The organism is Nitrogeniibacter aestuarii (assembly GCF_017309585.1).
Taxonomy (GTDB): domain Bacteria; phylum Pseudomonadota; class Gammaproteobacteria; order Burkholderiales; family Rhodocyclaceae; genus Nitrogeniibacter; species Nitrogeniibacter aestuarii.
Window position 1 is genome coordinate 2,044,387 of the sequence record NZ_CP071321.1, and the last position, 22,374, is coordinate 2,066,760.

Annotated in this window: 23 protein-coding genes; 6 read left to right on the top strand and 17 right to left on the bottom strand. The window is 64.8% G+C overall.

From position 1 onward, the window contains the following. Window position 1: 1 nt before the first annotated feature. The 17 genes from J0W34_RS09420 to J0W34_RS09500 form a co-directional block, all read right to left on the bottom strand. Window positions 2–2,617 (bottom strand): putative baseplate assembly protein, encoded by a 2,616-nt coding sequence (locus tag J0W34_RS09420; RefSeq protein ID WP_230971488.1) that lies wholly within the window; start codon window positions 2,615–2,617, stop codon window positions 2–4. After that, window positions 2,614–2,982: a GPW/gp25 family protein gene (locus J0W34_RS09425; RefSeq protein WP_227814773.1), complete on the bottom strand. Its 369-nt coding sequence runs from the start codon at window positions 2,980–2,982 to the stop codon at window positions 2,614–2,616. Before J0W34_RS09425 ends, J0W34_RS09420 begins: the two co-directional genes overlap by 4 nt. 2 nt (window positions 2,983–2,984) lie before the next feature. Next, on the bottom strand, window positions 2,985–3,305 hold the full coding sequence (locus J0W34_RS09430) for a hypothetical protein (RefSeq protein ID WP_227814772.1): 321 nt from the start codon (window positions 3,303–3,305) through the stop codon (window positions 2,985–2,987). Window positions 3,306–3,315: 10 nt separating this feature from the next. After that, window positions 3,316–3,828 (bottom strand): phage baseplate assembly protein V, encoded by a 513-nt coding sequence (locus tag J0W34_RS09435; protein WP_227814771.1) that lies wholly within the window; start codon window positions 3,826–3,828, stop codon window positions 3,316–3,318. Then, window positions 3,825–4,961, bottom strand: a complete 1,137-nt coding sequence (locus J0W34_RS09440) for a hypothetical protein (protein WP_230971489.1) — start codon at window positions 4,959–4,961, stop codon at window positions 3,825–3,827. The genes J0W34_RS09435 and J0W34_RS09440 overlap by 4 nt, the downstream gene beginning before the upstream one ends. Then, complete coding sequence (locus J0W34_RS09445; protein WP_230971490.1) at window positions 4,954–5,316, bottom strand: LysM domain-containing protein; 363 nt, start codon at window positions 5,314–5,316, stop codon at window positions 4,954–4,956. The genes J0W34_RS09440 and J0W34_RS09445 overlap by 8 nt, the downstream gene beginning before the upstream one ends. A gap of 3 nt (window positions 5,317–5,319) precedes the next feature. Further along, window positions 5,320–5,712: a hypothetical protein gene (locus tag J0W34_RS09450; RefSeq protein WP_230971491.1), complete on the bottom strand. Its 393-nt coding sequence runs from the start codon at window positions 5,710–5,712 to the stop codon at window positions 5,320–5,322. Window positions 5,713–5,758: 46 nt separating this feature from the next. Next, complete coding sequence (locus J0W34_RS09455) at window positions 5,759–6,406, bottom strand: hypothetical protein (protein WP_230971492.1); 648 nt, start codon at window positions 6,404–6,406, stop codon at window positions 5,759–5,761. Between the two features lie 96 nt (window positions 6,407–6,502). Further along, window positions 6,503–8,461, bottom strand: coding sequence for an eCIS core domain-containing protein (locus J0W34_RS09460; protein ID WP_230971493.1), 1,959 nt, complete (start codon window positions 8,459–8,461; stop codon window positions 6,503–6,505). Further along, the gene (locus tag J0W34_RS09465; protein WP_230971494.1) at window positions 8,454–8,702 is read right to left on the bottom strand and encodes a hypothetical protein; all 249 of its coding nucleotides are present in this window, start codon (window positions 8,700–8,702) and stop codon (window positions 8,454–8,456) included. The genes J0W34_RS09460 and J0W34_RS09465 overlap by 8 nt, the downstream gene beginning before the upstream one ends. Beyond that, on the bottom strand, window positions 8,699–10,603 hold the full coding sequence (locus J0W34_RS09470) for an ATP-binding protein (RefSeq protein WP_230971495.1): 1,905 nt from the start codon (window positions 10,601–10,603) through the stop codon (window positions 8,699–8,701). Before J0W34_RS09470 ends, J0W34_RS09465 begins: the two co-directional genes overlap by 4 nt. Beyond that, entirely contained in the window at window positions 10,600–11,910 is a 1,311-nt protein-coding gene (locus J0W34_RS09475) for a DUF4255 domain-containing protein (RefSeq protein WP_230971496.1), read from the bottom strand. The genes J0W34_RS09470 and J0W34_RS09475 overlap by 4 nt, the downstream gene beginning before the upstream one ends. Next, complete coding sequence (locus J0W34_RS09480; protein WP_230971497.1) at window positions 11,907–12,674, bottom strand: hypothetical protein; 768 nt, start codon at window positions 12,672–12,674, stop codon at window positions 11,907–11,909. The genes J0W34_RS09475 and J0W34_RS09480 overlap by 4 nt, the downstream gene beginning before the upstream one ends. Next, window positions 12,671–13,381, bottom strand: a complete 711-nt coding sequence (locus J0W34_RS09485) for a hypothetical protein (protein WP_230971498.1) — start codon at window positions 13,379–13,381, stop codon at window positions 12,671–12,673. Before J0W34_RS09485 ends, J0W34_RS09480 begins: the two co-directional genes overlap by 4 nt. A 5-nt stretch (window positions 13,382–13,386) precedes the next feature. Further along, a complete protein-coding gene (locus tag J0W34_RS09490) occupies window positions 13,387–13,911 on the bottom strand; it encodes a phage tail protein (RefSeq protein WP_230971499.1) in 525 nt (174 codons plus the stop codon). Between the two features lie 115 nt (window positions 13,912–14,026). Next, window positions 14,027–15,586 (bottom strand): phage tail sheath family protein, encoded by a 1,560-nt coding sequence (locus tag J0W34_RS09495; RefSeq protein WP_230971500.1) that lies wholly within the window; start codon window positions 15,584–15,586, stop codon window positions 14,027–14,029. A 574-nt stretch (window positions 15,587–16,160) separates the two neighbouring features. Further along, the gene (locus J0W34_RS09500) at window positions 16,161–17,834 is read right to left on the bottom strand and encodes a sigma-54-dependent Fis family transcriptional regulator (protein ID WP_230971501.1); all 1,674 of its coding nucleotides are present in this window, start codon (window positions 17,832–17,834) and stop codon (window positions 16,161–16,163) included. 199 nt (window positions 17,835–18,033) lie between these two features. On the opposite strand from J0W34_RS09500, the gene J0W34_RS09505 reads away from it, so the two are divergent. From J0W34_RS09505 to J0W34_RS09530, 6 genes are all read left to right on the top strand, one after another. Then, complete coding sequence (locus J0W34_RS09505; RefSeq protein ID WP_227814757.1) at window positions 18,034–18,417, top strand: 2Fe-2S iron-sulfur cluster binding domain-containing protein; 384 nt, start codon at window positions 18,034–18,036, stop codon at window positions 18,415–18,417. 301 nt (window positions 18,418–18,718) lie between these two features. Continuing rightward, window positions 18,719–18,988, top strand: coding sequence for a phenol hydroxylase subunit (locus J0W34_RS09510; protein ID WP_227814756.1), 270 nt, complete (start codon window positions 18,719–18,721; stop codon window positions 18,986–18,988). 47 nt (window positions 18,989–19,035) lie between these two features. Beyond that, the gene (locus J0W34_RS09515; RefSeq protein WP_227814755.1) at window positions 19,036–20,028 is read left to right on the top strand and encodes a ferritin family protein; all 993 of its coding nucleotides are present in this window, start codon (window positions 19,036–19,038) and stop codon (window positions 20,026–20,028) included. A 13-nt stretch (window positions 20,029–20,041) separates the two neighbouring features. Further along, entirely contained in the window at window positions 20,042–20,311 is a 270-nt protein-coding gene (locus J0W34_RS09520; protein ID WP_227814754.1) for an MmoB/DmpM family protein, read from the top strand. A gap of 25 nt (window positions 20,312–20,336) precedes the next feature. Further along, complete coding sequence (locus J0W34_RS09525) at window positions 20,337–21,893, top strand: aromatic/alkene/methane monooxygenase hydroxylase/oxygenase subunit alpha (RefSeq protein ID WP_227814753.1); 1,557 nt, start codon at window positions 20,337–20,339, stop codon at window positions 21,891–21,893. A gap of 57 nt (window positions 21,894–21,950) precedes the next feature. Further along, window positions 21,951–22,310, top strand: coding sequence for a phenol hydroxylase subunit P4 (locus tag J0W34_RS09530; protein WP_230971502.1), 360 nt, complete (start codon window positions 21,951–21,953; stop codon window positions 22,308–22,310). Window positions 22,311–22,374: the final 64 nt, after the last annotated feature.

The following is a 22,374-nucleotide window of genomic DNA, read 5'->3' on the forward strand; positions in this document are numbered from 1 at the left end:
CTCATTTGCCTCCGTGCAGGTTCAGGCGCAGGACGCCGTGCTCGGGGAAGTTCGGATCGTTGTCCAGACGGGCGATTTCGAGTCGATCCAGGGTGAGGATGCCTTGCGAGAGCGGCATCGGGTCCTCGTCGCCCTGTCGCGTGAAACGCGTGACCTGCAGCGAGCCGACGCCGGCCACCGAGCGGGCCGCCGCGTAGATCGTGCTCAGATAGACGGTCTGCCCGAAGCTGAAGTTGTCCGGGTGGAACAGGCCGAGCGTGCCGTCGCTGCGGGTGCGGTTGCTCAGCACGTCGAGCAGGCCCTGACGCACATGACTGCGGAAGTAGCTGGGTTCGACACAGATCTCCAGCTCGATCTCGAGCGACACATGTCTGGGCTCGTCCACCCGGACATCGTGGCCGGCCATGCGATAGCGTTCGAGGTGGGCCACCACGGTGTCGGCATAGTCGGGCGTCACGGGGGCGCCGTCGTCGCGATCCACGGTGGTGAACACGGTATGCCAGCTGCCCGTCCAGCGCAGGGTGGCGGCGGCACGCTGGATGCCGGGCAGGCGCTCGGTGACTTCGGCGTAGTCGGCCGGGGTGACTGCGCGTTCCTGCGTGCGGAAGGCGTGCGGCGCGCGGCGACGGATCTGCGCCTTGGTTTCGGGCGCGGTCCCGCCCATGGCGGGCAGCGGGTTGCGCAGCTGTTCGAAGCGGTTGTCGGTGGCCACCACGTGACGAATGCTGTCGGCCCCCACGTTGCCCTCCGGGCCGTTGCCGATACGATAACGGGCCGTGAAGGCAAGACCGCTGTCAGGCCGGCGACCGTGCACATCGTCGCCGAAGCGCAAGCTCGGCAAGGCGTTGTCTTCGGTCTCGACGACAAAGTGCTGATCGGTGGCGTGGCTGGCCAGCAGATCATGCGCGGGCGTCCACGGGGTGCCGTCGCCGCTGTCGTCGTCGAGCTGGATTTGCGGCAGCGCGTCGGCGGTGCGCCAGGTCATCGCGGCACCGGCACTGGCCTGCGGGTCGAAGGGGGCGCGTGAGGTGATGGCGATGCCGTCCTCGTCAAGCTGGCGCAGGATGGTGCCCTGCCAGGTCAGTGGGCCGTCGGGCAGCGCGGGGCTGAAGCGCGGCGGCAGGGCGATCGGCGCGCTGCGGTCGCAACTGTCGGTGCCGGTGGCGGGGTAATGCAGCAGTGCGTCGGGTACCGCGCCCAGCGCGACATCGCTGAGCGATTCACCGTGATCGACCAGCAGGTTGTTGCCCATGGCAATGGAGACGTTTTCGATCAATGTGCTGCCATGCGCGTCGTCGGTGATGGCCGAGATGCACAGGGGGAAGGGCAAGGCGTCGTCGGCATGCCATTCGATCTCGGTGATCCGGGTGTGTTCCCCCGATGCCGGATTGGGCAGCGGGTCGACCAGCGGCAGCGCATTGCCATCGCCATCGGTGTCCGACCCGAAGACGCGCACGTTCGTGAGGCGCACTGCATGACGCCGGGCCGGGTCGGCATCCGCTGCGTCGCCCGTGACCGGGCCGATCACCTCTTCGAAGATGAGCACGTCGCCGACGGCCAGATCGGGCCAGTGGCCCACCAGCGTCGCCCGCGTGGCGCCCTTGGGCAGGCAGCAGCGCTGGTCGCCCCAGGTGTAGAAGTCGAAGCGGTTGTGGTCCGCGTACAGGGTGATGGGCACCATGGGCTCGAACACCTTCACTCCGGCCTGGCGTGCCGCGCGTTCATCGCGTGAGTCGGGGGTGATGACGGTGGGCAGGCCCGGGACACGGGTATAGAAGCGCACGCCGGCCGGCAGATCGAAGCCGTTGTCGGTCACATCCGCATGCAGCCAGGTGCGCGCATTGCAGCCCTCGTGCACCCGGTAGTCGACCAGCAAGGCATGGCGGCGCAGGCTGGTGCGCTTGCGGGCGGTGTGCAGGTAGGCCTCGGTGGTGATGGCGTCGAGCTGGTAATGCTTGAGGTCGCCCACGTAGGCGATGAGTTCGGCCAGTGTCGTGGCCAGATCGGCGGGGCTGCGGTCCTGCCAGCCGGGCATCTGCTGCGTCATGCGGTCGATGAGCAGGCGCCGCAGGCTGCCGAAGTCCCGCGCCAGATAGTTCAAATCGGGGTCGGGCGGTGGGGTCGGTGGGCAGTCATGGACGGGTTTGCAATCGAATTCGCTCGGGCATTCCACCTTGAACGAGAAGGCGACCGAGGACAGGCGCGGGTCGAAATCCTGCAGTGGCGTTGCCGGATGTCCGCTTTGCGCGAGGCTGAGCGTGTAGGTGGAAAAATCGCCACTGACGTTCGTGCGCACCAGCAGCACATGATCGGCCTCGGGCAGGCCGGTGAAGAAGGCCGTTTCAGCCGGTGTGGCCGAGGGGGGCGGCGCGTCGGCCGTGGCCACCCAGTCCACCTCGATCTGACGGATACGTTCGCCGCCGCCGATGGTGACGTTCGAGGCATTGATGGGGATGGCCGGTGCCTTGAGCAAGCGCACCATCAGGGTTTGCTGACGCGGGCTGCCCGGCGGGGCGTCCACATCGAGCACTTCGAGCCAGTCGATGCCGTTGAGTGTGGCATGGGCATCGACGGCAGCGCGGCGGTGTTCTTCACAGCAGGTGTAGCGGGTGATCATGCGCCGGCTCCCTGGGTGAAGGTGTCGGTGTGCAACTCGTCGGTGCGCCGCAGGCGGTAGCTCACTTCCACCGTGAGGGTCGATTCAACCGCCGAGACCGCCACACGCTCGACGGTGATGAGGTCGGCCAGCCATTGTTGCAGGGCGCCCTGAATGAGAAATTGCGTGGTCGCGGCCAGCTCGGGGCTGTTGGGGGCGAACACCAGCTCGTTGAGTCCGCTGCCGAAGGTCGGGCGCATCACGCGCTCGCCGGGCGCCGTGAACAGCACCTGTTCGATGAGGCCCCGCACCCAGGTGGCCTGGTCGGCCTCGCGGGTGCGGCCGCGTCCGTCGATCTGGTAAGGGAAGTGCATTCGTCTGTTCATGCTCAGCTCCCGATCGCGCGCATCTGTGCCTGCACCGGCATCATCGGCGTCCCGTTGGGCGTGCATACCGACTGGCTGTCCATCAGGACCAGCGGCTGGCCGTTGGAAAAGACCCGTGTGGCGGCCACCACCCATTGCCCGGTCACGCAGGGCACCGGCGCGCCACCGACATTCAGGGGGCAACCGGCAATCACGTAGGGGGCGGTCATGGTCACCGTGGGCTGACCGCTGACCAGTACGCGTGGATTGGGCGTGGTCGGTGTGGCGGTGCCGCCATGGCTGCACAGCACGGTGGCGCCAACATGGAGGAGAGGTCCGGGCATCTGCGCGCTCCTAGATCACCGTGAAGGCGCCGTTGTTGATGTCAACGGCCGGGCCGACCAGGGTGATCATGGCCCCCTTGCCGTTCTGCATGTAGATGCCGGTGTCGTTCACGATGATCGAGGCGCCCGTGGCGCTCTTGATCATGATGCCCCCGGTCGGGCCGGGCAGGTCGGAGATGGTGACGCCGTTCTGCAGAATGGTCTGGAAGGTCATGGCCTGGACGCCCGGCGGCGTGGCACGGGCCAGAGCCGGCACATCGCCCGCGCTGCCGTAGAAGCAGCCGACCCAGATGGGTTTGTCCGGGTCGCCCTGTTCGAACTCCACCCACACACCGGAGCCGATCTCGGGCAGGGCGAACATGCCGTTCTGAAGACCCGCCACCGGCACGCAGGGCATGGCCCAGTTCACGGCGCCAATGCCGGCCACATCAAGGACCTGAACCTGCAGGCGGCCTTGCTGCAGCGGATCGAGATTGCTCAGCACCGTGCCCCGGTACTTGCCGAAGAACTGTTGTTGGCTCATACCGGCACCCTCGGGGTGATCGACACCAGCCCGTTGCGGGTGAGGTCGAATTGCTGCTCGAACTTGCCCCGCTCGATGGTGCTGGTGACCTTGCTCACGTAGTACAGCCCGTCGTAGGCGATGCCCGCGCCGCGCACGCCCACCAGCCGCCGCGCCTTGAGCATGCGGCCGTAGCGCATCACGCTGAGAGAACCGCTGGCGGTGACGGCGTCCTGGGACTTCTTCGACTCGTTGAGGCCGGCGGAGATGGCCTGCATGGGGTTCATGCTGGCGGTGTCTTTCATCATCTTGATGTTGGCCAGGGGGGTGGAGATCACGCCCAGCGGCGGCTGCAGGGGGTTCAGATCCGGGATGGGGATGGGGATCGGCACCCGGGTGATCTGGTTCTGGATGAAGACGATGGGCAGCACGCCCTTGGTGGGGTCGAAGCTGAAGTTGAGCGACTCCACGTTGGTGAAGCTGTCCATGTCGATGTTGAGCGCCGGCTGCGGCGGGCCGACCTTGATCTCGGGCCCGAAGTAGGCGACGTTGGTCAGCGGCTCGGGCCCCGGTTCGATGTAGAACACGTAGCCCACCTGTTCGGCCAGGCGACGGATGTAGGCCAGGTCGGACCCCTGTTGCGAGGGGATGCGTTCGACCGGGATCGGGGCGTCCGGAAACAGCTCGGGGATCGCCAGGGGCAGCAGGCCGAAGGCGGCGTACTTGCTGCACAGCAGGGCCACTCGGGCGGGAATGGGCATGGGCAGCGGGGTGCCCGAGTAGTCGATGAGATCCATCACCCGGGTCAGGTCTTCGCCGGTGATGGTGATCGAACCGGGCTGGCCCTGCTGGCCGGCCTGCACCTCGATGTTGGTCATGACGCCGTCGAACAGCGGCTCGGGACGACCGCCCAGGGTGACGATGAGCACCACCCGCAAGGGCGGTGTGTAGGGCCCCGAGTTCTGGGCGCCGGCGATCAGGAAGATGGTGTTCAGTTCCGACTTGCTGGTGACCTTGAAGCGCAGCTGGAACCCACTGACCTGACCGGCCGCCGAGGTGACCTCCACATGATCGAGGGCGTCGATCATGAAGGCGGGGGCCGCCACGGGGATGACCGGGCCGATCAGCAGGCTCAGGTGCAGGGCACTACTCATCGATGCCTCCGGGCACGCCGGCCGGCAGGGTCACTCGCACGGTGGTGCCCACCGTGTCGGTGAGGTCTTCCGGCCGCATGGCCGCATTGGCGTCGCACAGGCGCCAGTACTGTTGCGGGTCGTCCAGATAGCGGGCCGCGAGATTGTCGATGCGGTCCCCGGCGGCTACCACATGCTCGCGCAGCAGCGCGTGGGCTTCGGGCGGGGGCACGAAACGGCGGCGCACGAAGCTCACCGGGGTGCCGTCGGGTCGCGTCCACTGCGCGGTGTCGAGACCGTGATAGCGGCTGTCCGGCGCGAACGCCGGGGTGGTGAGCGCATGGGCCTGCATGAACGCCTTGATGGGATCGGTCATTTGTCAGCCTCCGGAGGTGCGCACGGGCGTGTCGGGATTGCGCTGGAACCACAGGATCACGTCCGAGATGCGCATGCGGCCGCCCTCGGACGTGAACACGAAGATGTTCTTGAGCAGGGTGCTGGTCAGGGAGACCGGAAAGGTCTCCCACAATCCGTGCACGCTGCCGTCGTTGAGTTCGATGGTCTCGATGTTGCCGGGCATGTGTCCCGGGCGGATCGACAACGTCGTGCCCGGTCCCAGCGGCGGACTCGACAACGCCCGGGCCTTGTATGCGATGATCAGCTTCGCGTTGGCGATGTCGTCGGGTAGAAAGCAGGACAGTTCCTTGCTTTCGCCCGGTTCGAGCGTGAAGGGCGAATCCCGCAGAACGATATAGTCCGCCATGCTGGTCATGAGTCCGCCTCCTCGCCACACGGGGCTTGGGTGAGTGCACATGGGTTCATGGCAGGCCCCCGATGCCGAGCGAGTCGAACCCGAAGGTGGCCGCCTTGCCGGCCAGTTTTTCGCGCGACTGCAGATACGCCATGAACAGGCTACCGCCCTTGTGATCGAAGCCCAGGTCGTCGATGGTGAGGCTGCGCAGCCCCAGATTGACCTTGGCGTTGATCGGATTGAGATTGGTGTCGAAGGCTTCTTCGGTGATCGAAAACTCGGTGACCTTGACCGGGACGATGCGGTTGGGACCCCACACGAAAATCGGCAATGCGGCCTCGACCGGCGCGATTTCAAGCACCCCCGATGAGGCCAGTTCGTTGCGCGCGCGCAGCTCGCTTGAACTCGGATTGACCAGCGATTCGAGCAGGGCCAGTTGCGGGCCGATGCCGGCTTCGACCACCGTGGCGTGCTGGCCCGGAAACTCCAGCTGGTCGGCAGCGTCGATGTCGGCCTCGAGCTTGAAGGTTTCGATGGCCGGACCTTTCAGGCGCAGGGCTTCGGACTTGTCCGAGCCATCGTCCATGCCCTGCATCTGCAGCGAGCGGGTGAGTTTTTCCGGGTTGTACTGCAAGGCAATGACGCGCAGCGTCTTGCCCGTGTCCGGTTCGATGAGCACGATGCCGGCCTTGATGATGCGGGGGGAGGAGCTCATGCCCACGATGCGTCTCCGGTGCGCCAGACGATGGCCTGTACTTCACGGCCTGCGATTCCTGAGCTCATCTTCATCTCCTGGGGTGGCCGGGTCATGTCATCGGCTCGCCGCGAGTTTGTCGACCACGGTGTCGAAGTACAGCTTGGTGTTCGGGTCTTTCTCCTGCAGAAGCTCGCCCTTGGTCTTGTTGTCGGGGTCGTAATAGGCGCGGTAGCACACGGCAAACCATTCGCCGGCGTCGCGGAACTGATAGCGCCGGATCATGCGGTCGCGCGCGGCATGCATGTAGCGCACCCAGGTCTTGCCGTAGCTTTGCTGGTAGATGTGGTCGCCCAGGTGCTCCCCGCCGTTGGTCGTTTCGAACCACGGCGTGTCCAGACCTACCGGAATGGCTTCGAGCGCCGGATCGTCGAGCACCTCGCCACGGTCGGCACGCGGCAGGGCGGAGAACCAGGGATGCGCCTTGACGTCGCGCTTGAGATGTTCGGCTGACTGCGCGCCCATGGCGGCAGTCATGTCATTGATGACGTTGCCGCGCTGGGTCGGTTTGAGCACGTTCTTGATGCCGCCATCGGCGTCCTGAACCATGTCGACGGCGCAGTCGCGGTGGCTGGCGTATTCCTTCCAGCCACCCCGTTCGGGCTTGGCCGGTTCGGGGCCGTTGCTCCAGCCAAGCTGTTCATCGACCGCGTGTCCGGTCTCATGGATCATGGTGTTGATGACATCGTCCGCCCGCGTGTTCGAGGCCAGTTCCCGTTGGGTCGCGCTGAAGCGTCCACGGGTGATCGAACCGTTGTCTTTCTCCGCCTCTTCGAACTGACCGATGCGCTGGATGAACTGGTTGCCCGCCACATGGGCATCGGGCAGGTTGTCGAGTGCCATGTAGGTCTGGCGCAGCTTGTCGGCGTCCGGGGCGACCGGGGTGCCTTTGGTCATTGTGGATGGCCCGACGGTGACGTCGTACCGAATTTCGGCTGCACGCGTGAGGATGTCGATCGGTGCGTCCGGCGCTCTTTTGGCCACGGTGCGCATCACGCGGCGCTGGTCGTCATCGAGCGCGCCGGCGGTCAGGCCGTTCATCCACGGGAGCATGTACATCTGGAACTGCCCGTAGGAGGCGTTGCGCAGGAGGCGGTCCAGATTTTTCGATGCCGCCAGATCCGTCAGGAAAGCCTCACGCTCGCCGTCGGGGAGGTTGGCCATCACGTTGAACACACGGGCCACCTCGTCATTGGAGATGCCCCAGTCGAACAGGCCGAAACTCAGTTGCTCGTCCACATAGTCGCCGGTGCCGGCGACGCCAAGGCTCTTGACGATGCGGTTGTAGACCTCGCCGCTCTTGGCAGCATCGGGCAGATTGTCGACCAATCGGGTGACGTACTTGGTGCCCAGCAACGCCAGTTGCGCCGGCAGGTCGGCCTCGGGAATCGTCCCCAGCAGGGCCAGCGCGTCATTGGCTTCCTCGTCGGTGATGGCCCAGTCGAGGAAGCCATACGAGAGCTTGTCCCGCACATCGTCCACCACCGCGCGCTGGATGATGCTCACCCCCCCGGTACGTTGCTGAACCACATGAGCCAGCTCATGGGCGATCAATTCACGCCCGCGGGATGAGCCGGGCGCGAAGTGGCCCTGGCGGAATACCACATGCTCACCGACGGTGTATGCCTGCGCATTGACGGCGCGGGCCGACCGGTCAGCCTGGGCGTCGTGGTGAATCCGCACCTGATGAAAGTCATGCCCGAACCTGTCCTCGTAGAACGCGCGCTCAGCACCCGGCAGGGTGGCCCCCGCGCTGTTGAGCGCGTGCGTCACGATGGCAGGGGCGTGGTCGATGGACGCCGATGTGTTGCCACGGACACGACCAAGCGGCGGCGCTTCCATGCAGGTCGCATCCGTGCCCCCCATGACCTGTGTGGCCGTCCGGTCGGCTTCGCGCTCCAGGGCATCATGTCGGTGGCGGGCGGGCCGGCGACGTGTCGCCTGACTCGGGCGTTGGCGGACGTCGCTGGCGACGGCCTTGCCGGATCGCTGAGGGGCGTGCATGAATTCACTCATGACCCGCTCCCGTGACCAGCACCCGGGTCACCGCATCCGCCGTGGCGCGTGCATCCCGAGCGGGTGTGGCCGGGGCGCTCAGGCGCGCGCGACGGGGCTGTTCGCTCAGGGCAGATGTAACGCCTGGCTGATTCAATTGCTCCACCAGGGCGTGCTCGAGCGCCGCCCGGAAGGCGTCACCGAAGTCGGCATCCAGCCCCGTGAGGACAATGCGGTCGATGTGGACAACGATGCGGGTCATGTCCACCCCCGCGTTTCCGCCTCGGAGAAGGGCACGTCACGCTTGCCGGCCTCAGCGCGGGCGGCCTGCTGGAGCAATGCCATGGTGACCGGAGAGCCCGCTTCTGCCGCCAGGAAGGCCGCACCCAGCGCGATATTGCGTATGGTGCCGCCCGCCGCGTTCAGACGGGCGAGCCTGGCGTAATTGAGCCCCTGGGTGGGCGTTTCCTTCGGGAAGATGCCGCGCCAGATCGCTTCACGCTGACTGGCGTCCGGGAAGGGAAACTGAACCACGAAACGCAGGCGTCGGCTGAAGGCGGCGTCGAGGGCTGCGCGGTGATTCGTCGTGAGCACGGCCAGACCGCGATAGCACTCCATGCGCTGGAGCAGGTAGCTGACCTCGATATTGGCGTAGCGATCGTGACTGTCCTTGACCTCGCTCCGCTTGCCGAACAGGGCGTCCGCCTCGTCGAACAGCAGGATGGCGCCCACGTCTTCGGCAGCGTCGAAGACCTTGCGCAGGTTCTTTTCCGTCTCGCCGATGTATTTGCTGATGACCGATGAGAGGTCGATGCGATAGAGCGGCAGCCGCAGTTCATGGGCGAGCACCTCGGCGGCCAGGGTTTTTCCGGTGCCCGATTCGCCGGCGAACAGGGTGGCAAGCCCGAGCCCGCGTTCGCTGCTGCGCGCGAAGCCCCAGTCGTGAAGCACGCGGATGCGCTGCCGATAGTGCACGACGATCTGTTCAAGCGTCCGCCGCTGGCTGGGCGGCAGCACCAGATCCGCCCAGCCGGCGCGCGGCGTGATGCGTTGGGCAAGCTCGAGCAGGGCGGCATCGTCACCGCCGCAGTGCCGGTCGAGTGCTTCGGGCAGTTGTTCGTGCGGCAGCGTGCGCGTCAGTGCCGCAATCTGGTCGATGCGACGTGCACCCAGCCTGTATCGCCCGGACAGGGCCTCGATGGTTTCGTTCAGCGCGGGCGCGGCGTCTGCCAGCGCACGACGCCACAGCGCACGCTCGCTGGCGAAATCCGGTTTGTCGATGCGTTCGACATGAGCGGGCATGTCGAGATTGAGCGGATCACGGGTTGATATGAAGACCAGCCCCTGCATCTGCCGAAGCAGGCCCGCAAGTGCGCTGGCATGGTCTTCCGCCTCGGTGACGAGCAGGGCCGAACCCAGGAGCATGGCCTCGCGCTGCCAGAGCGTGGCCAGTGCTGCACAATCCCCGGGCTCGGCGGGAATGTGGGCTGCGTCCAGGCAGAGCAGGCGGATCGCCAGCGCATCGGTGACGCTGCGGGCCACATCCCGCTGGGCAGCCCGGTCGCTGCCGCATAGCTGCACGATGGTGCGGGGGGCGCCTTGCCGTTCCAGGTGCCCGACGATGGAATGGACATGCTCGCGGTGCTCGTCGGCCAGCAAGCCGACCGGGGTTGCGGGTTGCATCAGCGCCTGAAGCCCGGCATCGAGCGTATTGATCCCGGCCAGAAAATGCAGCACGCGTTCCGCGAGACGAATGCGCCCGTTTGTCAGCCCGTGGCTGTCGTCCACTTCGATCAGGCGCCAGCGTCGCAATGGCGCGGTCGGCACGATGGCACTCCAGTGCGGCTCGATCAGCGTGGACAGGGCCAGACTGAAGGTGACGAAGGCCTCGCCAGTGCGCTGCTGGCAGACCTTGGCGATGCCCGCGTCCATCTCGATCCCGGCGGCAAGCAGGACGATATCCCGTTCGAAAGGGGAGAGCGAAAAACTCGTGGCCAGCGCGTCAATGGCGGCCGGCGCCGGAAGGTGGTCGCGGCATGCCGCCAGCGCGTAGTTGGCTTCATCGAGATCGCCATCACCCAGCAGCGCGCGCAAGCGCGCGAACTCGGCGGCCAGGTACTGCTGGTTCGCGTTCGTCCAGTCCAGTTCAAGCGGCGCGTTCATGTGATCGTCACCCGCAGGTCGAAGAAGGTGGGCGGCGTGGTGCTGCGATCGACAATGGGGCTGTCGACGCCGTCGATGCGCAGGCGGGCGAGGTAGGCGCCCGGCGTGGCGTCCCGGGCAATGAAGTCCAGGCTGGCGGTGGGCGCGACGAAGCTCTCCGGATACAACTCCTGCTGACCGAGCAACAGGGAGACGGTCTGGCCGGGGCGCAATTGCGGGGTGAAGTCGATGGTGATCTGCGCGTCGCCGCTGCCGTCGCGTGCAACCGATGTGGGCAGATTGGTGATGTTCGGGGCGATCACCGCGCCCAGGCGGTTGCTGGTGCGGGGGCTGGTTTCATCGGGCATCACGAGTTGTGCGGAGACGTCGTACACCCCCACTGGAAAATCGGCGGCCGCGCTGGCGGGAATGGTGAAATCCATATGCCCGCCGGTACTGGTGCCGCTGGCGGCCACGTTCTGCGTGATGGAAAAGCGCTCATTGCTCAGCCGCACCTCACGGGCCGTGCCGTCGAGGTGGTGCCCGGTGAGTCGAACCCCGGCATCGAGCTGGATGACCGTCTGCGCGCCGTCGGGCATCACGGCCTCGATGGTCGGCAAGGGCGGCACCATCGACGGCGACACGACGACGCCGCGCTCGCGGCCGGAGACAGGATCGACTTCGCCGCGACTGAGCACGGGCAGGCTCGGTCGGGTGCTTTGCTGTGCCTCGATGAGCACGACCGAGATCTGGTAGGCCGCACTGGGGCGGAAATGCGACTGGGTAGCCGTCCACAATCGCGACATTTCTTCGGTGTCGAGAAAGTGCGGCGTGATCTTCAGACTCTCGACCTGATCAGCCAGTCCGCATTCGGCCAGCGCCCTCAGACTCGAGGGCAACTCGGTGCCCAGATCGGGCGAGGGGGCGAGCGAGCGCCGGATCATGTCACGGGTGATGACCGGGAACTCGTGCATGAGCTGCATGGCGTAGCCGAGCAGGATCTCGCGGTGCAGCGGTTCGCTGCCGTAGGCGCTGATGAGATAGTGCAGATCGAGCGCCAGGGGCGCGTTGGTGAGCCGGTGACGTCCGCTACCGTCGCGCGAGGGCAGATCGCTGTTGCGCCAGCCGGTGTTCGGGGTCACCTGATAGAGAAACACGTTGAGCTGCGACGACTCGCTGCCCTCGCCGCCGAGCACCCGGTCCGGTGCCAGTGTGGTCACCGAGACGGTACTGCCGGTGACCGCGGCCACGTCATGGTCAACGACGCCGTCGTTGAGCCGGTCGCGCAGCACCTGGGTGACGCCCGCAATCGCCAGTGCCGAACTCATGCGCCACCTCCGCGTTTGCGTGCGAGATAGTCTTCAAGCGACATGGGGGTTTTGCCCATGTTGCGCCTCTGTTTGGCGGGCGGCGTCGAGGGCGCGGCGGCCGTGACCTCGATCCGGCCGATGTGCACGTGCACCTCGGTGGGCTCATGAACATTTGATCCCGCATCGCTCAATGGTGCCGCGGCCAGTGAGAACGCCTGTTGTTGCGTGGGCGTATGTTCGTCGGGGCGGACCAGTGGGGCGGGCATCGGCATGGGCGTGCCGGCGTGCGTTGCGCGGGGCTGTGGGCGCAATGTCTCGCGGGTGCGTGTCTGCTCGCGAGAGGGATCGGCGTCCAGGTGCGGCGACAGATCCGGCGCATGGACCTGTTGAGCGTCTTCCAGTTCGGTGCGGAGCCGAGAAGCGGCGTCGGTCGCGATGGGCGCGGGGGCTGCCACCGTCCTGATGTCTTCCTGAACTCGGAGATCGCTTGGCGCTGGCGCCTGGACTCGTGACGGCGTCGCTCCGCGCCGGGCGGGAAGCTGCGGATCGACCAGGCGGGTTTCCGGCGTGCTCAATCCTGATCGCGATGCCGCTTCGACGGTAGCGTCCGCCGGGTGAGCATGGGGGATGCCGTCCGTCTCCGCAAACGGCTCGGCCGGCGGGGGCGACTGGGCGGGATTTTCCGAGAACGCCGGCGGCGCCTGGTAGGGCAACGCGGCCGCCGCTCTCACGCGAGGGCGCTCTGATGCTGTGCTTGCGAGACGTCTGAGCAAGGTGTTCATGGATTGATCCTCGCCAGATAGGCCGCGCGGCGGGTGTGGCTGAGGTCAAGAATGGCCGCTTCCGACCAGCCATAGGCGCTGGCAAGTCGATGGATGTCGTCGAGCAATCTGCCCGCGTGTCGATCCAGTTCGTCCCAGAAGTAGGCAGCGACGTCCAGACTGGCGGTGACGCCCGTGCCGCAGGCCGGGCAGGGCATCGTCAAGGAGAGATCGGCCCACGGGTCGATGGCATCCATGGCGTCGCCCACCGGATCGATGAGCGCGGCGAGTTCGGTTGCCTCACCCTCAGCACCGCCGTCCGGGTCGAGGCAGGCGCGCAGCAGCGCGATGGCGGCCTGTTCCGGATCGGACGTGTGCAGTGTGCCGAGCAGGTCCCGGCTTGAGGGAACCCGAAAGCGCAAGCCCGCGACGTCGAAGGGCGCCGGCCGGGTGGTGGGGGCGGGGGGCAGCATCGCCGGGTCGAGTTCGAACTCCATGCGCTCGCCACATTCGGGGCAATCGAGCCAGGCCGGCAGGGCGTCGCCGAAGCACTGCTGGCGCAAGCGCATGATGGCCGCGTTGCGCATGCCGAGGGGCTCGTCGGCGAGGGCGTCGGGCGCCGCCTCGGGGCGGGCCAGGGCGAACAGCAGCAAGGCCCGGTCGATCGGGTGCCGGCGAGCGCCGGTCTCCCAGACCGCGAGCAAGCGCGCCGGGTCGATGATGCTCATGACGATTACGCCGGCTCGGTGTAGCTCGGTTCGGACGGCTCTGTTACGTCGTAGTCACGTTCCCAGCCCTCGTTCTCGAGCTTGATGGTCTGGATGGCCACCGCATTGGCATTGGCATCGAGTTCGGGCAGGGCCTGGTATTCGGACACCCAGCAGCGGAACACCTTGTAGGCGATCGCCAGCTGGCCGGCCTCGTTATAGACCTCGATGATCAGGTCCTTGCGGAAGTCCTTGAGCGAGGTCTCCGAACCCAGACCGGCGCCGAAATTCCACACCTTGTTGGCCCACTGCTCGAATTCCACATCGTGCGTGACCCCGCGCTCCAGAGTGATGGCCTCGAACTTGGTCCGGCCGGGCGACTTGCGCGTCATCGACGGGTCGCCGCCTTCGCGGTGTTCGACCAGTTCGGTGCTGCGCTTGAGTGCGCCCACCTTGCTGATGCCGGCCACGTAGCGGCCGTCCCATTTGACGCGGAATTTGAAGTTCTTGTACGGGTCGAAGCGCTGTGCGTTGACGCTGAACTGTGCCATTGGTGTTTCTCCTAGAACTCACTGCGGTCTTCGAAGGGACGCTCATCCGCCGGGCCGCCCCAAAGATGGGCGCAGCCCCCTCGGGGGGCAGAGAGCGAAGCGAACGTAGGGGTGGTCATACGTCGATCTGACCAGCCATCTGCTGGATCTTGAGCACCACGAATTCCGCGGGCTTGAGCGGGGCGAAACCGACCACGATGTTTACGACGCCGCGGTCGATGTCGTTCTGGGTGGTCGTTTCCGAATCGCATTTGACGAAGTAGGCATCCTTGGGGCTGCTGCCCTGGAAGGCGCCCTGACGGAACAGGGTCTGCATGAAGGCCCCGATGTTGAGCCGGATCTGTGCCCACAGGGGGGCATCGTTGGGCTCGAACACCACCCACTGGGTGCCACGGAAGAGGCTCTCTTCGATGTACAGGGCCAGTCGGCGCACGGGGATGTATTTCCATTCCGAAGCGAGTACATCAGCGCCGGCAAGCGTGCGTGCGCCCCACACCAGATGACCGGTGACCGGGAAGGTACGCAGGCAGTTGAGACCCAGGGGATTGAAGATGCCGTTCTGGGCATCGGTCAGGGTGTAGGTGAGGCCACGGGTGCCGGAGAGTGAAGCCTCCTGTCCGGCGGGGGCCTTCCACACCCCGCGCTGGACATCCGTGCGGGCGATGATGCCGGCGATGGCCCCGGACGGGGCGAAGGTCGCGAGCCGGTTTTCGGCCAGCGGGTCCGGCATGCGCAGGCGTGGGAAGTAGGCCATGGCATTGATGGCCTGGGCGTTGCCGATGATGCCGCGCAAGGTGTCCAGGTCGCCGGTGATGTTCGCGGCGTTCAAGGCGCCCTCCGACCAGCTGGCAGGCGAGTCGACGATGAGCATGGCGCGCCGATCCTGGCAATAACCGGCGGCAATGCCCCAGGTGGAGTCCGGCACATCGGTGTTGCGATCGAGCGGCGGAATGACCATGAGGTTGAACAGGTTGGCATCTTCCAGCGCGTAGATGCCCTCACGGGCGTTCTGGTCGCCTTCGACTTCAGCGTTTGTGATGGCGCTGCCGTCGTCCGTGGCATTGCCGGCAGCGGCCACGTCGGCCGCGTCGGTCGGATGTGCGCCATCGCCGGTGCTGGTGCGCACATTCACGAGTGCCGATTGGGCGTTGACGACCGTATCGACATGGCGCGGATGCGTGACGTTGGTCGAGACGTTGCGAAACAGCTCGCTGGCAATGGCAGTGCCACCGGGCACGTCGAGTTCTTCCACCAGCAGATTGAATAGCGTCAGGTCCGACGAGTCGGCCGTGTCGTGGTCCACCGTGGCGCGCAGGTTGCTGCCCCACAGACCAGGGCTGGCCGCTTCGAGCACGAGCGCCGTGCCGTCGGTGGCCAGGGTGATGGTTGCAGTACTGCCGGCAATGTCGCCATTGAAGACGCGCACGATCAGGGCGTCGCTGCCGCCGTGCTGGAAAAACTGGTTGACCGAATAGCTCATCGGGGCCGGTTGCCAGAGACCGCCGAAGATGCGCGTGAATTCGGCAAAACTCTGGACGCGTACCGGCTCGTTCACCGGCCCGCGCAGGGCGCGTCCGATAAACGCGGTGATTGAGGTTGCAACCCCGGTGATGGTGCGCACCCCGCTGGGCACTTCCTCGATATAGACGCCGGGATAAGTCAGGGCTGACGGCATGGCATAGGCTCCTCGTTCCAACAGACCGTGGATGTCCCGAGTCCGAATCGTGCCGGTGCTCTGGATCGGCCACTAGATATGGGTACGACAGGCTGCAGGGCAGCGGAAGGCCAGACAAGGCAGAGGTGCGACAGCGGCTTTCATGCGCCATTGTGGCGGTCAGCACTTGCAGGGCTTTTTCAGCCTAGGAACAATGCCATCTGGATGCAACCGTGAAACGGGGTAAATAGTGCGCGACAGGCTTGTGCGCTAGTTCGCTGAAAACCTGTACGGGTGACTTGCGCTCGCAGCGCAGCGAGGCAGGAACGCGGACGCTTCGCGGGCTTGGGCGGGATGAAATCGCGAAATATCGCACCTGCAGCGACAGGCGATTGGTGCGCTTGTCATGGCGCCTTGCGCCCCCTCCGTTTTGCAACAAAATATTTACCGCGTGTGCTCGCCGTGGTTTGGCGTGCCGCCGCTGGCCCGCTGCGGGGCGAGGGGCGGATTTGATTGATCGAGCAAACGGAAGGGCGTATTCGTCCGACGCGCTGTCAGAAGCGGCGCACGCGACCGTGTCGATGGTCGCGCGTGCTCACGCGTTATTGACCTTCTTCAGCCGGTACGACAGTTGGGGGCGGGTAATGCCGAGCGCGCGCGCCGCGGCCGACAGATTGCCATCGGCCTGCTCGACGGCGTGACGGATCAGGGTGGCTTCGACTTCATCCAGCGAGCCGGCGCTTTCGAGCAGACGCTCCGCAAGCTGCGTCGGGTTCGTAGTGCTGGTCTTTTCCAGTTCACCGTCGCGGCTGATGCACTCCTGACCGGCATCGTCTCCCGCCTGCCCGAAGAAGAGGTGTTGTGACTCGATCCAGTCGTGCTGCGTGGCGAGAATCACGCCGCGTTCGATGGTGTTTTCCAGCTCACGGATGTTGCCCGGCCAGGGATGCTGTTTCAGGCTGCGCATGGCCTTGTCGGTGATGCCCAGGAGCTTTTTCTCGTGCACGGCGCAAAAGCGCTTGATCATGGCATCGACGAGCAAGGGCAGATCCGAGATGCGCTCGCGCAGCGGCGGGATGGTGACCGGATAGACATTGAGCCGGTAGAACAGGTCGCTGCGGAAGCGGCCTTCGCGCACCGCTTTTTGCAGATCCACATTGGTGGCCGCCACCAGACGTACATTGACCTTGCGGACCTTCTCGTCGCCCAGTCGCTCGACTTCGCCTTCCTGCAGGACGCGCAGCAGCTTGGCTTGCGCCGGCAGGGGCAGTTCGCCCACCTCGTCAAGGAACAGGGTGCCGTTGTCGGCGCGTTCGAACTTGCCGCTGCGCGAGGTGGTGGCACCGGTGAAGGCGCCTTTCTCGACACCGAACAACTCCGACTCGATCAGGTCGTGGGGCAGGGCGGCGCAGTTGACCGCCACGAAGGGGCCGTCCCGGCGCGAGCCCGATTCATGCAGCGTGCGCGCAAAGCGCTCCTTGCCGACGCCGGTTTCGCCCAGCAGCAGCACGGTCACGTGCGTGGCGGCCGCCTTCTGGATCAGGTCGTAGGCGTTGCGAAAGCCGGTCGATTCACCGATCAGATTCTGGGCACGATGGCGCTGGACGAAACTCGACCGCATCTGGTCGATCTCTTCGCGCAGTTCGAGCAGCCGGCCGACGATCGAGTCTTCCTGGAAGTAGGGGAGGTATTCTTCGGCGTCCGGCCAGTCCTCGACCGGGCGGGCGATGATGCGACACTGGTTGTCGCCATGGGCCGCGCATTCCACTTCCTTCACCAGAACGAACTTGCCCATGAACGCGGTCGTATAACCGGAGGCGTAGCCCACCAGCATCCAGCAGATGGATTCGTCCGCATGACCGAATTCGTGCAGATGGGCCTCGGCCTCCCAGGAGTTGTGCCAGACGAACTCGCCGTCGAGATGGCCCTTTTCCATGTCGACATCCACACGCACCGTCTCGACCTTCACGCTGCCTTCGAGCATGTGGAGCTGGGGGCCGACAGAGAAGGCGTCGAACACGCTGCTGTCCGGGCGGATCTTGCGTGCGACCTCGGCGTCACTGGCACCGGCGGCGTAGCCCATGCGCGTGAGAATGCGGCGCGCCTGCTCCTTGCCGACCGAGGTGATGAGTTCCTTGCGTAGCTCGCTCAGCGCCGTTGCATGCATCAGCACCATGCGATTCTGCCCGAGCAGAATCAGCCCGTCTTCCGATGCAAACCGGACCAGCGAACGCAGGTCATTGTTCTCCGGGTATTGAAGTCCCGCCACCTTGTCTCCTCCGGGCTGCGGCCTGTCTTTATGAACGCTTTGCGGACCGCTTCCGCTCTTATATCACCCTTTGCGACACCGGCCGCAGACGGGTTTCGTGAGCCCGGGCGTGTCCTTGCTTGTGTGCAGTGCAAGATGTTTCACGACCGGTTTCTCGCTATGGTACGAAATCTCGAGATTAATGTCAGGTCGCCGGATCATGTCAAGCACAGGCGCGCAATACCGAATCGAACTGGTTAACACGAAAGACAGTTTCACCTGTCGTGACGACGTGGACGTCCTGCGTGGCATGGAGCGGCTGAACTACAGGGGCATTCCCGTCGGCTGCCGTGGTGGGGGTTGCGGCGTGTGCAAGGTGACTGTGTTGAGCGGCGACTACGAGACGAAGAAGATGAGCCGCGCCTACGTCAGTGAAGAAGAGGAGCAGGCCGGGACCGTGCTGGCCTGCCGACTGTACGCGCGAAGCGACCTGAAACTGGAGGTGGTGGGTGGCCTGAAGAAGTGTCTCGACAAGAAAATGGCCAAATCGCCTTTTCTGGCACAAGCCACCGCCGCAGCAGGCTCGGCGCCGCCACTGACCTGAGGTGCGACACAACGACCCCGACAACCCGGCGCTGGCCGGGTTTTTTCATGGGGATTGAGCTGGCGTGAGACGGGGGAAGCGTTGCAAGTCATTGTTGCAGCGCGAAAAATCGGCTTGATCAAATGATCAACGAAATGACGCTATTTGATCATTTGATCAAGCCATAAGATAAATCTTCAATTTCGAAATTCTCGAGAATTCGCTTGCAGCGGGCGTGGCGGCTGGGTTTTCCGAAAGTGGCACGGCAATTGAGACATAGGGTGTATCGAGCCCGGAGAGGCTCACGAAATGGAGACACCCAATGGCGAGCCAAACACCGCACGTCGATGTGAATCGCAAGTTCGTCCGCCTGGTCGAGCGTCGCGATGATGGTCTGGTGGAGTTCGAGTTCTCCATCGGCCTGCCGGAACTCTACGTCGAGATGCTGCTGCCCGCAGACGCCTTCGACGCGTTCTGCGAAACCAACGCCGTCGAGTTCATCGAAGGCGAACGCCCCATCGAGGACACCGGTGCCGATTGGCAATGGCGCTTGCGTGACGCGACCACCGAACGATTCAAACACAACGACTGAGCCGGATCGAACCCGGCGAGACAAGCACACACGAGGAGGAGACACCCATGCAGATGGACCTGCGAACGGTATCAATCACACCGTTGCGTCATACCTACAGCAACGTGGCACGTCGTTTCGGCGACAAGCCGGCGTCCCGCTACCAGGAAGGCTCGTACGACCTGCAGTCGACGGCCAACTTCCAGTACCGCCCGACCTGGGACCCGGATCACGAGATCTTCGATACCGCACGGACGAAGATCGTGATGAAGGACTGGTACGACTTCAAGGACCCGCGCCAGTTCTACTACGGCGCCTACACCCTGGCCCGTGCCAAGCAGCAGGACGCCGCCGAGGCCAACCTGAACTTTGTCGAGTCGCACAACCTGGTCGGCACCATGAGCGAAGACCTGTTGCTGCGTGCACGCCGATTGCTCATCCCGCTGCGTCATGTGGCCTGGGGCGGCAACCTGAACAACGCCTCGGTCTGCGCCTACGGCTACGGCACGTCCTTCACCCAGCCCTTCATCTTCCAGTCGATGGACCAGCTGGCCATCGCCCAGTATCTGACGCGCGTCGGACTGCTGCTGGGCGACGAGGCTGCGCTGGACGAGGCGAAAGACGCCTGGCTGAACGCCGACGAGTGGCAGGGCCTGCGCCGTTACGTGGAAGACACCTTCGTGGTGACGGACCCGTACGAGCTGTTCGTGGCCCAGACCGTCGCCCTCGATGGCCTGCTGTTCCCGATGGTGTATGAGGCAATCGTCAATGGCGTGTTCGCCAGCCAGGGCGGCACGCCGGTGGCGCTGGCAACCCAGTTCATGAGCGAGTGGTTTGCCGAAAACAAGCGCTGGGCCGATGCCACGCTCAAGACGGCGCTCAAGGAATCGGAGGCCAACAAGGCGCAGATCGAAGCCTGGGTGACCCACTGGCGTGATCGCGCGGCGGCTGCCCTGCGCCCGCTGGCCCAGATTGCCGTGGCCGAAGGGGCCGATGAACTGCTCGCCGAGCAAGTCGAGCAGTTCAACACACGCATGACCAAAACCGGCCTGTCGGTCTGAGGAGAGACAACCCATGTCCACCGTTTTCATCGCCTTGCAGGCGAACGAAGAAACCCGGCCGATCATCGAGGCCATCGAGCAGGACAACCCGAATGCGGTGGTCAATCACCAGCCCGCCATGGTGAAGATCGACTGCGAGGACCGCATCGTCGTGCGCCGCGAAACCATCGAGGAACTCATCGGCCGCGACTTCGACCTTCAGGAAATCCAGGTGAACCTGATTTCGCTCTCGGGCCATCTGGACGAGACCGACGACGAAATGACGCTCTACTGGAACGCCTGAGCGAACCCAACAGGAGACAAATGCAATGGATATGAAAGCAGGCTCCGGCAAGAAGCTCGGACTGAAAGAAAAATACCGCCACATGACCCGCGAGCTGGATTGGGAAACCACCTACCAGACGCGCCAGGACGTCCACCCGCTCGTGGAATACGAGGGCATCAAGATCCATGACTGGGACAAGTGGGAAGACCCGTTCCGCCTGACCATGGACGCTTACTGGAAATACCAGTCGGAAAAGGAGCGCAAGCTCTACGCCATCATCGAGGCCTATGCGCAGAACAACGGTCACCTGAACGTGACCGACGCGCGCTACCTCAATGCCATCAAGCTGTTCCTGACCGGCATCAGCCCGCTCGAGTACATGGCCCACCGTGGCTTTGCCATGGCCGGCCGGGCCTTCCCCGGCGCAGGTCCGCGTGTGGCCTGCCTGATGCAGTCGCTCGATGAGTTGCGTCACGCCCAGACGCAGATTCACTCACTGTCGAATTACAACAAGTACTACAACGGTTTCCACGACCCGGCGCACATGCTGCAGCGCGTGTGGTACCTGTCGGTGCCGCGTTCCTTCTTTGACGATGCGGTCACGGCCGGCCCGTTCGAGTTCATGGTCGCCATCGGCTTCTCGTTCGAATACGTGCTCACCAACCTGCTGTTCGTGCCGTTTGTGTCCGGTGCGGCCTACAACGGCGACATGGGCACCATGACCTTCGGCTTCTCCGCCCAGTCGGACGAAGCGCGCCACATGACCCTGGGTCTGGAGATCATCAAGTTCATTCTTGAGCAGGACCCGGACAACATCCCCATCGTCCAGCGCTGGATCGACAAGTGGACCTGGCGGGGTTACCGCGTGCTGACCCTGGTCGGCATGATGATGGATTACATGCTGCCCAAGCGGATCATGAGCTGGAAGGAGGCCTGGGAGGTCTACTTCGAGCAGAACGGCGGTGCGCTGTTCAAGGATCTGGCCCGCTACGGCATCCGCCCGCCGAAGTGGCTCGACCAGATCAGCTTCGACAAGGACCACATCTCCCACCAGGCCTGGTCGACCTTCTACCAGTACGGCGCGGCGGCCGACTTCCATACCTGGTCGCCCACCGACGACGAACTGGACTGGCTGTCCAAGAAGTACCCGAACAGCTTCGACAAGTACTACCGGCCCCGGCTGGAGTTCTGGCGCGAGCAGGCTGAAAAGGGCAACCGCTTCTACAACACCACGCTGCCCCAGCTGTGCCAGGTGTGCCAGATCCCGATGGTGTTCACCGAACCAGGCGACCCGACCAAGACCTGCTATCGCGAGGTCGATTATCAGGGCGAGAAGTTCCATTTCTGCTCGGATGGCTGCAAGGACATCTTCGAGCACGAGCCCGAGAAGTACAAGCAGTCCTGGCTGCCGGTGCATCAGATCTATCAGGGCAACTGCTTCCCCGAGGGGACCGATCCCACAGTGGAGGGCTTCGAGCCGCTGGCCAAGGTGCTCGAGTACTACCACGTGAATTTCGGGCGCGACAACCTGGACTTCGAAGGCTCCGAAGACCAGAAGAATTTTGCCGCCTGGCGCGGCATGGCAACCACCAACGAATAAAAGGCGCGAGGGGGTGCGCGCGCATCCCCCCGGCCTTGAACTGACACGGAGACTTTCATGGACGTTGCTGCCATCAAGGAATACAAGTTCGAATCCGCTGACCGGCTCGAGAACTTTCACGGCAACCAGTTGCTGTACGTGGGCTGGGAAGACCACCTCATGTTTTGCGCGCCGTTCTGCTTCATGTTGCCGCCCGATACGCCTTTCCAGGCGGTGGTCGACAACATGCTGCCCGGTGCCTTCGGTTACCACCCGGACTTTGCCCAGATCGACTGGAGCAAGACCGAGTGGTTCAAGTCCGGTGAGCCCTGGACACCGCAGCCGGACAAGTCGCTCGCCGAGAACGGTCTCGGTCACAAGGCGGTGATCCGCTTCCGTACGCCCGGCCTCACCGGCATCAAGGGCTCCTGCAGCTAACACGCGTCACCGGCGTCCGGGCCACAGAAGTCCGGACGCCGGCTGGCGTGCATCACCCCACGGA